Origin of the sequence: Aminobacter sp. LjRoot7 (genome assembly GCF_964252895.1) — a bacterium.
GTDB lineage: Bacteria > Pseudomonadota > Alphaproteobacteria > Rhizobiales > Rhizobiaceae > Aminobacter > Aminobacter aminovorans_B.
Genome location: NZ_CAXUPX020000007.1, coordinates 299,023 through 308,296, shown reverse-complemented (window position 1 = coordinate 308,296; position 9,274 = coordinate 299,023). Strand labels below are relative to the sequence as shown.

Annotated in this window: 16 protein-coding genes; 4 read left to right on the top strand and 12 right to left on the bottom strand. The window is 62.4% G+C overall.

Annotated features, from left to right (window positions below; translation table 11 throughout):
- Nucleotides 1-79 precede the first annotated feature (79 nt).
- The 3 genes from ACSQ3E_RS20600 to ACSQ3E_RS20590 all read right to left on the bottom strand — a co-directional run bounded on the left by ACSQ3E_RS20600 (nt 80) and on the right by ACSQ3E_RS20590 (nt 1,556).
- Entirely contained in the window at nt 80-355 is a 276-nt protein-coding gene (locus tag ACSQ3E_RS20600; protein WP_436124102.1) for a hypothetical protein, read from the bottom strand.
- Nucleotides 356-489: 134 nt separating this feature from the next.
- Nucleotides 490-873 (bottom strand): VOC family protein, encoded by a 384-nt coding sequence (locus tag ACSQ3E_RS20595; protein ID WP_436124101.1) that lies wholly within the window; start codon nt 871-873, stop codon nt 490-492.
- Nucleotides 874-1,004: 131 nt separating this feature from the next.
- On the bottom strand, nt 1,005-1,556 hold the full coding sequence (locus ACSQ3E_RS20590; protein WP_436124100.1) for an AAA family ATPase: 552 nt from the start codon (nt 1,554-1,556) through the stop codon (nt 1,005-1,007).
- A gap of 152 nt (nt 1,557-1,708) precedes the next feature.
- On the opposite strand from ACSQ3E_RS20590, the gene ACSQ3E_RS20585 reads away from it, so the two are divergent.
- A complete protein-coding gene (locus ACSQ3E_RS20585) occupies nt 1,709-2,905 on the top strand; it encodes a phosphoglycerate kinase (RefSeq protein WP_436124099.1) in 1,197 nt (398 codons plus the stop codon).
- Between the two features lie 292 nt (nt 2,906-3,197).
- Here ACSQ3E_RS20585 and ACSQ3E_RS20580 read toward each other — a convergent pair whose 3' ends face one another.
- Nucleotides 3,198-3,446 (bottom strand): cupin domain-containing protein, encoded by a 249-nt coding sequence (locus ACSQ3E_RS20580; RefSeq protein ID WP_436124098.1) that lies wholly within the window; start codon nt 3,444-3,446, stop codon nt 3,198-3,200.
- Between the two features lie 459 nt (nt 3,447-3,905).
- On the opposite strand from ACSQ3E_RS20580, the gene ACSQ3E_RS20575 reads away from it, so the two are divergent.
- Entirely contained in the window at nt 3,906-4,931 is a 1,026-nt protein-coding gene (locus tag ACSQ3E_RS20575) for a class I fructose-bisphosphate aldolase (protein ID WP_310321319.1), read from the top strand.
- Nucleotides 4,932-5,007: 76 nt separating this feature from the next.
- Here ACSQ3E_RS20575 and ACSQ3E_RS20570 read toward each other — a convergent pair whose 3' ends face one another.
- Together ACSQ3E_RS20570 and ACSQ3E_RS20565 are read right to left on the bottom strand one after the other, a co-directional pair.
- Nucleotides 5,008-5,214, bottom strand: coding sequence for a sunset domain-containing protein (locus ACSQ3E_RS20570; protein WP_436124155.1), 207 nt, complete (start codon nt 5,212-5,214; stop codon nt 5,008-5,010).
- 240 nt (nt 5,215-5,454) lie between these two features.
- Entirely contained in the window at nt 5,455-5,847 is a 393-nt protein-coding gene (locus ACSQ3E_RS20565; RefSeq protein WP_436124097.1) for a hypothetical protein, read from the bottom strand.
- Nucleotides 5,848-6,078: 231 nt separating this feature from the next.
- Here ACSQ3E_RS20565 and ACSQ3E_RS20560 point away from each other — a divergent pair, with 231 nt between their 5' ends.
- Nucleotides 6,079-6,333 carry a DUF982 domain-containing protein gene (locus tag ACSQ3E_RS20560; RefSeq protein WP_184772527.1) on the top strand — a complete coding sequence of 85 codons (255 nt, stop codon included), beginning with the start codon at nt 6,079-6,081 and terminating at the stop codon, nt 6,331-6,333.
- Nucleotides 6,334-6,492: 159 nt separating this feature from the next.
- Here ACSQ3E_RS20560 and ACSQ3E_RS20555 read toward each other — a convergent pair whose 3' ends face one another.
- From ACSQ3E_RS20555 to ACSQ3E_RS20530, 6 genes are all read right to left on the bottom strand, one after another.
- Nucleotides 6,493-6,657 (bottom strand): hypothetical protein, encoded by a 165-nt coding sequence (locus tag ACSQ3E_RS20555; RefSeq protein WP_436124096.1) that lies wholly within the window; start codon nt 6,655-6,657, stop codon nt 6,493-6,495.
- A 104-nt stretch (nt 6,658-6,761) separates the two neighbouring features.
- The gene (locus ACSQ3E_RS20550; RefSeq protein ID WP_436124095.1) at nt 6,762-7,478 is read right to left on the bottom strand and encodes a type 1 glutamine amidotransferase; all 717 of its coding nucleotides are present in this window, start codon (nt 7,476-7,478) and stop codon (nt 6,762-6,764) included.
- A 90-nt stretch (nt 7,479-7,568) separates the two neighbouring features.
- On the bottom strand, nt 7,569-7,874 hold the full coding sequence (locus ACSQ3E_RS20545) for a hypothetical protein (protein WP_310321308.1): 306 nt from the start codon (nt 7,872-7,874) through the stop codon (nt 7,569-7,571).
- The gene (locus tag ACSQ3E_RS20540; protein WP_436124094.1) at nt 7,871-8,104 is read right to left on the bottom strand and encodes a hypothetical protein; all 234 of its coding nucleotides are present in this window, start codon (nt 8,102-8,104) and stop codon (nt 7,871-7,873) included. The genes ACSQ3E_RS20545 and ACSQ3E_RS20540 overlap by 4 nt, the downstream gene beginning before the upstream one ends.
- Before the next feature lie 68 nt (nt 8,105-8,172).
- Nucleotides 8,173-8,349, bottom strand: coding sequence for a hypothetical protein (locus tag ACSQ3E_RS20535; RefSeq protein WP_436124093.1), 177 nt, complete (start codon nt 8,347-8,349; stop codon nt 8,173-8,175).
- Between the two features lie 99 nt (nt 8,350-8,448).
- A complete protein-coding gene (locus ACSQ3E_RS20530; protein ID WP_184772537.1) occupies nt 8,449-8,643 on the bottom strand; it encodes a hypothetical protein in 195 nt (64 codons plus the stop codon).
- 150 nt (nt 8,644-8,793) lie between these two features.
- Between ACSQ3E_RS20530 and ACSQ3E_RS20525 the strand changes: the two genes are divergently transcribed.
- Complete coding sequence (locus tag ACSQ3E_RS20525) at nt 8,794-9,267, top strand: ferritin-like domain-containing protein (RefSeq protein ID WP_436124092.1); 474 nt, start codon at nt 8,794-8,796, stop codon at nt 9,265-9,267.
- Nucleotides 9,268-9,274 lie beyond the last annotated feature (7 nt).

Below are 9,274 nucleotides of genomic sequence, written 5' to 3'. Positions count from 1 at the left end.
ACCCCCACCCTGTATCCCTCCCCACAAGGGGGAGGGAGGGCGACGTCGCGCCTGTCAGGGTCCCAGCCGCACCTTTACGCTAGGCCGCCGGCTCTTGAACGGCTTCGTGAGCGGCTTGCTCCAGCACTACGTGGATCGATATGTTGGCAGCGGAGTAATCTGTGGCAGCCGCATGGATGACGTCCTGAACTCGATACCTTCCAGCACGGTAAACATCATCGGCATCCCGCTTGCGGCTAGGCACAAGAGCAACAGACTCGCCAATTCTTGGAACCTCCAAGAATGAAAATACCGGAGTCCAACCCGGCGAGTTTCCCTCTTCATCACCAACGAACTTGACATAGCAGTCTGTCATTTATGCCTCCAATGCTATTGAGGCGAATTTACATGACATATACCTAAAAATGACTTCCTGCAGACAGCAACCGATTCCTCGGCAAGCCTTGCTCTGACGAAGAACATTTCAGTGCGACGCTGCGCCTTGCAGCCTCACCCGTTGTAAACCACCGCAAGCTTGTTTCCCGCGGGATCGCGGACATAGGCGGAATACCAGTCCGGGCCGTAATGCGGACGCGGGTTCGGCCCGCCTTCATCGGTTCCGCCATAGCGTATGGCTGCCGCGTAGAACGCGTCCACTTCGGCGGTGGACTTGACCATGAAGCCGACCATCGAGCCGTTGCCGCCGCTGGCAGTTTCCCCGTCGAACGGCTTGCAGACCCAGAGCACGAAGCCATCCCCCTTGCCGCCCTCCGAATAGGCGCGCCAACCTGGGAACTCGGTGTGCTTGCTCCAGCCGATCGTCGCCAAGGTCGCGTCATAGAAGGCGTTCGACTTGGCATCGTCGTTCGCACCAACAGTGATGTAAGCAGTCATCGTCGTTCTCCAGATTTTGTGAAGCAACGTATCAATAACTTAAGAACATATAAAGAACAAACGAGGTTGAGCAACGCACAGGTTCAGCATCCAGAAACCTGCAGTCGGCGCAGCAAGCTCTGCAGCCGTTCTCACCCCGCCACGATGCCTCCAAGCCGCGCCAGCCGCTCCGCCCGCGTGCCGCGCAGTTCGAGAACTTTGGGACCGCCTTCGAGCAAGCCGAGCTCGTCATTACGGATGATCGCCTTCAGTCGTGCATCTACCTTGCTGCGCAGCCGGGGAAGCTCGATCGTCACGTCGATCTCGTCCGGCCGCAACAGCGGCAGGAAGACCACAAGCCCGAGCGAGGCAAGCGCCTTCTCGATCCTGCCGAGCAGCTTGCCGCTCGGCGTCCACTCGAACCCCTCCTGTGCTGCAACCACCTCCAGATAGGCTATGAAATCGAGCGGGCAGCGGTCATAGACGATGTCGGGTGAAGCAACCGACGCCAGGATCATCGCGCAGCTCTGCTCCAACTGCTCCTCGAGATCGGCCGATGTGGCACCGTCGGCGAATGGCGTGCCTTGCTGCGCCAGCGCCCAATAGGGCTCCTGCTCGTGCTCATAGCCGGGATATGCCGCGATGAAGTCGTCGACGAGGGTCGTCTTGCCGCTGCCGTGCGTGCCGGTGACCGCGATGCGCATGCTTCCCCCTCGTTTCCCCGGCGATAGCCACTCATAGCCGCAACCGGAAGAGCCCTCAGCATCAAAATTTCGCCCGCGCGGCCGCGCAAACCTTGCATCCGCGCCCGCGATTTGTATGGTCCGCGCCATCTCTCCAAGCGAAAGGCAACCCCATGGCCGCTTTCAAGACCCTCGACACCATCGGCAACGTCAGCGGCAAGCGGGTTCTCGTCCGCGTCGACCTCAACGTGCCTGTCGCCGACGGCAAGGTGACGGACGCCACCCGCATCGAGCGCGTCGCGCCCACCATCCTTGAACTCGCCGACAAGGGTGCCAGGGTTATCCTGCTCGCCCATTTCGGTCGCCCCAAGGAAGGCCCCGATCCGGCCCTGTCACTGGCGCCGATCGCCACCGCCACCGCTGAAGTCATCGGCCGTCCGGTCGGCTTCGCCGCCGACTGCATCGGCGACAAGGCGGCGGCTGCCGTCGGCGCCATGAAGGACGGCGACATCCTGCTTCTCGAAAACACCCGCTTCTACAAGGCCGAGGAAAAGAACGATCCGGCCTTCGTCGAACAGCTCGCCGCCAATGGCGACATCTTCGTCAACGACGCTTTCTCCGCCGCCCACCGGGCGCACGCCTCGACCGAAGGCCTCGCCCACAAGCTGCCGGCCTATGCCGGCCGCACCATGCAGGCCGAGCTCGAGGCACTCGAAAAGGGCCTCGGCAACCCGGTCAAGCCGGTCGTCGCCATCGTCGGCGGCGCCAAGGTGTCGAGCAAGATCGACCTGCTCATGAACCTGGTGAAGAAGGTTGACGCACTCGTCATCGGCGGCGGCATGGCCAACACCTTCCTCGCCGCGCGCGGCACCGATGTCGGCAAATCACTGTGCGAGCACGACCTCGCCCCCACCGCCAAGCAGATCATGATCGAGGCAGCCCAATCGGGCTGCGCCATCATCCTGCCGTCGGACGGCGTCATCGCCCGCGAGTTCAAGGCGGGTGCCGCCAATGAGGTCGTCGCCATCGACGCGGTGCCGGCCGATGCCATGATCCTCGACGTCGGCCCCAAGACGGTCGCTTCCGTCAACGACTGGATCGACCGCGCCAACACGCTGGTCTGGAACGGTCCGCTCGGCGCCTTCGAGATCGAACCTTTCGACAAGGCAACCGTGTCGGCAGCCCGGCATGCGGCCGCGCGCACCAAGGCCGGCAAGCTCGTCTCCGTCGCCGGCGGCGGCGACACGGTCGCCGCGCTCAACCATGCCGGCGTGGCCGACGATTTCACCTATGTCTCCACCGCCGGCGGCGCCTTCCTCGAATGGATGGAAGGCAAGGAACTGCCGGGCGTCGAAGTGCTCAAGGCCTGACGCTCTGCGATCGTCCTCCCTCGCATGGCGAGGGAGGACTTCTTTCTCCACGACAATCAGCTTGGCTTGCGCCAGGCCCCCCTCTCCGCCTCGCTGCGCTCGGCACCTCTCCCCAAAGGGGCGAGGAAGCCGGTCCTGCAACCGCGGCTCACCGGCGGTCGAAATTGGGCGCGAGGCGCCTCCAGCCCGTTCCTCGCCCCTCTGGGGAGAGGTGGCCCGAAGGGCCGGAGAGGGGTCTCCTCTCGACGTTACCATCCCTTTCTAGACGCAGAACGACCGCGCCAAAGCTCCCCTACGCCGGCTTGGCATACTGCTCGGCGCTCATCACCTCGATGCAGGTGAAACGTTCGTTGCCTTCGACCCAGGCGTCGTGGCCGGGCGGGATGGTGTAGGAGCTACCCTTGGTCAGCGTCTTCTGGGTCCCGTCATTCAACCGCACCGTCAGCGTTCCCGAGACGACATAGCCGACATGCGAGACCTGGCAGCTGTCGGTCTTGACCACCGGCTTCACGCATTCCGACCAGCGCCATCCCGGCTCCATGTTGAGCCGGCCGAGCGTGAAGCCTGTCAGCCACTTCGACGCGGGTCTTGTCGGGCGAGCGGACCTCGTCCGGCTCGTTGTGGGACTTGAACTCGAATTTCGAGACGTTCATTGCGCCATCAGCCATGGCAGCCTCCCATCATCGTCATGCGCAAAGGCGCACGCGGCGGGGTAATATTTTAGCACGCACTTATATAATAGATAGGCGAGCGACGAGACCGCCCCCGGGCGACCGATGCCACCCGATCGCGTGAGTCGATCTGGTCACATCAGGAGCTTCAAAAGTGTACTTTTACCTAGCTGCAAATCTATAAGTTCAAACCCACAACAACCGTTCGTTGATCTTGCCCGCGAGCTAAAACGATTGAAATAATTTCAATCGGTTATAGGCTTGTTGCCGGCATTCCGTTCGGGAAAACCATCTGCTATGCGCGCCGCATCTGACCAGGAGGTAATTGTATGAGCGAACGTCTCGAAGACATCGCCGTCGCCATGGTGGCGAACGGCAAGGGCATTCTGGCTGCGGACGAAAGCTCCGGCACCATCAAGAAGCGTTTCGACGTCATCGGCGTCGAGTCGACGGCCGACAGCCGCCGCGACTATCGCGAGATGATGTTCCGCACCAAGGAGGCGATGACCAAGTACATCTCCGGCGTCATCCTCTACGACGAGACCATTCGCCAGTCCGCCGCCGACGGCACCCCGCTGGTCGAGCTCATCAAGGCATCAGGCGCCATTCCCGGCATCAAGGTCGACGCTGGTGCCAAGGGCATCGTCAACTTCCCCGGCGACACCATCACCGAAGGCCTCGACGGCCTGCGCGAGCGCATGGCCGAGTATTACAAGCTCGGTGCCCGCTTCGCCAAATGGCGCGCCGTGATCGACATCGACACCACGAGGAACGTGCCTTCGGCCTATTCGCTCTCGGCCAACACCCAGGCTCTCGCCCGCTATGCGGCGCTGTGCCAGGAAGCCGGCATCGTGCCGATCGTCGAGCCGGAAGTGCTGATGGACGGCGCCCACGACATCGACACCTGCTACGACGTCACCAAGGCGACGCTGGTCAAGCTTTATGACGAGCTCTACGCCGCCCGCGTCGTGCTCGAAGGCACCATCCTGAAGCCGAACATGGTCATCTCCGGCAAGAAAGCCGCCAGGCAGGCAAGCGCCGAGGAGATCGCCGAAAAGACCATCAAGCTGTTCCGCGAGACGGTTCCGGCGGCGGTCCCGGGCATCGCCTTCCTGTCGGGCGGCCAGTCCGACGAGGAGGCAACCGCCAACCTCAACGCCATCAACGCCATCGGCCCACATCCGTGGAAGCTGACCTTCTCCTACGGCCGCGCGCTGCAGGCAGCCCCGCAGAAGGCATGGTCGGGCAAGGTCGAGAACCTCGCCGCCGGCCAGGCCGCCTTCACCCACCGCGCCCACATGAACCACCTGGCCGCACTCGGCCAGTGGAAGTCGGCGCTGGAAAAGGCTGCGTAAGGCGAGCGTTCAGGCACGAAATGAAAAAAGCCCCGGAACGATCCGGGGCTTTTTTTTGTTTGGCGAGGGATCGGCTTCAAGACTTGGATTTGCGCCAACCAGCCGCGCGGGCTTCACTTTCCGAACAGAACCATCGCTCACCAAACTCGGGGCGGATTATGGTCTCGGAGTAATGCTCTTGGCCACGCACGTGAAAGATGCGCTCGCCAGTGTTTATGCTGACATTACCCTTGATATCGCAATTTCTGGACAAACTGCCGGATGAGCTTGCGAAACTCGGCATTGAGATTTCATCGACGAAGTATCCAGCACCAGCCGAACCTGCCAGTGCCAAGACAACCGGTGCGCTGAAGAAACTTCGCGAGCGTCTCATAGGCACATCTTAGCGGGGCCTTACCCACAGATTGGCAAACATTGGTCGGTCAATTTTAACGAATACCTGTTTTGCGGGCAGGCGTTTTCACGCCGCAATAGCGTGCCCGGCCGACGTCAAACGCCGCTTGAGATCAGCCAGCCAGCCCGCTCAATCCTGATACGTATACGACGCACACATGTCGGCGCTGCTTTCCGGCGGTTCGTCGCCGGTGAACACCGCAACGATCGTCAGGCCGTCGCCGCCAGACCAGCTTGCGAGATAGGTCACGTCGCCCGCGCCGCAGAGCCTGTTGCCATTTTCCAGTTCGGGATCCGCTGGGTCCTCGACGCTGTAGACCGACGCGTTGACCCGTTCTCCGTCGACGACGAAATGGTCGCCCAGCAATGCAGCAAACTTCAGGGATTCGCCATTGGCGAAGGTGATCGAGAAATCGTCCATCGAGATGTCGCCGGTAATGCTCTCGGCGGTGGTGCTGAAGGCCCGGTAGCGGTCGCCTTCGGCCAATACCGGCGCGGTCGTGGCAACCAGCAGGCCAAGCATGGCAGGCAGTATCCGTTTGGTGTTCATGCTTCCCCCTCGTGGCGTATCCGGCGCGATGGTGGCAGCCGGTCTCGTGGCCTGCGCTGTCACGCCGGGCAAGCGCCGACAAGGCCCAAGCGGGATGTACCGCAAGCGCCTCTCGACCTGCGGCAGGCCCAAGCCAATTCCCCCTCTTCAACCACGAGGCGTTATGCGGCTCGCTTCCCCCGGCAGTTTGGCGTATGAGCGGCGATGGAAAACGTCAGGTTCGAAACTCCCATCACCGTGAAGGCCGATCCGGCCGGCACCCCGCTTCTCCTGCGCACCGCAAAAGAAGCATCCGCCTTCCTGCTCAACAGCTGGCCCGGCAAGCGCAGCCCGAAGCATCGGGCGGCACTTCAGGCCTGCTCGGATGCCATGTCGGGCGAAAAGCCCGTCATGTCCGCGCGACGCGCCTTCATCGCCGCGGCGCGCGAGGTCAACGTCTTCATCAACGACAAGGACTGACCCGGCCCTGACTTCAAGGGCCGGATACGCTGCCGGCAACAAATGCCCTGCCCCTGCAGCATCTGGAACACGATCCGACAAGCGGGCCGGTTATCGGAAACGATCAGGCCCCGACAAGGACATTCAGCCCCATTCCGATTGGATCGGAATGGAACAGGCTCAATCCTGCGTTTCGGTTTCGCCTTCCGGCTCCGACTCCAGCTCCGTGTCGGACTTGCCGCGCTGCTTGGCTTCGGCCTTGGCCGCCAGCTTGTCGGCCTTTTTCGCCGCCTTGGCACGATCGCGGTCGCGGCGTTCCTGATTGTAGTTCGTCGGTCTGGGCATCTTTGTCCTCTTTTTCTGGTTTGTGCCTGCCTAGGGCGATACGCCCACGAATACAACCAGCCATGTCGGCCATTACCGACAACAGGGACAAAGTGGGCCGCGCCTCAACGGCCGATGGTAGCGAAGAAATTGTCGTTGATGCGGCGCGCGGTCTTGCGGAATGCCGGCAGATGCGGCGCCACAGTCTGCGCCAGCCGCCCGGCCTCGTCCGCCCCCAGCGCCTGTTTCAGGCTCGCGGCATACTCAGGAATCTTCGACCAGTCGCCGACGGTGCGTTCGGTGATCTCCATGTGATACTGGAAGCCGTAGGCGTTTTGGCCGACCCGCATCGCCTGGATCGGGCAAGCGGTGTTTGCGGCAAGAATTTCGCCGCCCTCCGGCAGCACCGAGACCTCGGCGCCATGCCATTGCAGCGTTTCGATCACCGGATCGACGCTGTCAAACAACCGGTCGCCGCGACCGGCGTGCGTCAGCTCGACAGTCGCCAGCCCGACCTCCGGCGCCTGCATCAGCCCGACCTTGCCGCCCAGCGCGTCGGCCAGAAGCTGGTGCCCGAGGCAGATGCCGAGATAGGGCCGCTTGAGATCGCGCACCCAGCGCCGGATCGCCGCCTTCTCCGGCTCCAGCCAGGGATGCGCCTTCTCCTCCCAGACATCCATCGGCCCGCCCATGACGGCCAGCATGTCGAAGCCATCGAGATCGGGAATCGCCTCGCCCTCGTCCAGCTCGACGATGTGCTCGCTATGCCCGGCGTCGCGCCAGAACTCGGCGAAGATGCCGCTGTGCTCGACGCGCAGATGCTGGAAAACAAGGATTTTCATTCCGCCCTCGCGGCCGCTTCACCGCGCCCATCTGAAAACAATCGCGGCAGCGAGGCATGGGGCACGGCGGCAAAAGGGTTGAGGCAGGGCTCACATCTGGTCGTTATACGGCTCCTTCATCTGGCCAACCATGCGGGCCAGCGCCGAGAACGACGGAATGTCGGCTTCCGGCTGGCATTGATTGGCCAGCTGCAGCAGCCGGATCGGAAAATTGATGGCATCGCGGTGCGACGACGACAACTCAGGGGAACGCTCCTCCGCCGTCTCGCTCGCCTCGGCCTTGCGCAAGGCAATGTCGATCTCCTCGGCCGACAAGACGCCCTTGCGGACAAGGATATGATTGATGGTGGCGATGGCCATCAGCAGGCCCTCGAGTTGCAGGTTGGCGACGTTCACGGGGTTTGCTCCTTTCGGGAGACCCCCGCGCGCTCCGAGGCCGGCGGGTTCTGGCCGTCCGAGTGCCTGACCTTTTCAGGAGCCTCATCGACAGGCTCGGTGTTGCCATACCTGTCTGCGGGCTTCTTGTTGGTGGCCGCGTCTTGGGAAAACGCATCGCGGGGGTCGGGGCCACGACGAATTTGCGGCGCGCGTGCACCGGTTTCACGGTTGTTGCGGTTTGCCGACATGATTGAACGTCCTCTCGATCGTTTTGGAAACGCCCTGATCAACGAGCTCGAGGCGTCGAAGCGATAATTCATTGCTTGCGCCCGGAAATCTGCTCGTGGATCGCCTGGAAGCACGTGTCGAGATCGCGATGCAGGCGCTCGCCGGCGCCGCTGGCAGCCACCTCGTCCGGCACCGCGTCACGGGCATCCTCGGCCGGCTGGCCGTACCAGGCCGTAACCAGCAGGTTCTGCAAAAGCTCGTACATCGCGGGTTCCAGTTCGTCTCGTCATGAGACAACACCTGATCCGGCAGAGCGTTCCATTGCGGCCATGCAAAACGGCATGGTGGCCACGGAAGCGCCCCGCTACTCTTCCTCGTCGTATCCGAGCAGGGTCAACAGCTGGTCGACGAGCAGTTCGGCCATCGTGCGGTTGATCGCAAGCTCGACGGCCCCGTCATCGGTCTCGAGGTTGAGCAGCGCCAAGAGCGGCTCCTCGTTCACCACCATCGTATCGACAGCCAACACCCGGTTCGGGGCCGTGTTCGTCAATCTCGCCATGGCGCATCATTCCATCAACCCAAGACCGCAGCAATGGACATCTTGACCGCGGCAGACGCGCAACCGCGCCCATCACCCCACGGCACGCGGGCAGGAACCTTTAGGCCGCCCACCGCTTACTCCCCCACTGAAACCCAGAGGAAAGACATCATGAAGACCCTTGCCGAACTGTTCGAACACACCTTGCACGACATCTATTACGCCGAAAATGCCATCGCCAAGGCACTGCCGACAGTGTCCAAGGCGGTGACCGACAGCAAGCTCAAGCAGGCGTTCGACGACCACCTGGAGGAAACCAAGGGTCACGTTCAAATCCTGAAGAAGGTGTTTTCATCCGTCGGCCTCAAGCCCGAAGGTGAAAAGTGCGACGCCATCGAGGGGCTGCTGAAGGAAAGCGCCGGCCTGATCGAAGAGACCTCGGGAACGGCGCTCAACGCCGGCTTGCTGGCAGCGACCCAGGCCGTCGAGCATTACGAGATCGCCCGTTACGGCTCGCTCAGGGAATGGGCGAAGGTCCTTGGCCATGACGAGGCGCACAAGCTGCTGAGCGAGATCCTCGACGAGGAAAAGGCAGCCAACAGCAAGCTGACCAATCTCGCTGTGGCCGGCGTCAACAAGAAGTAGCCACCGC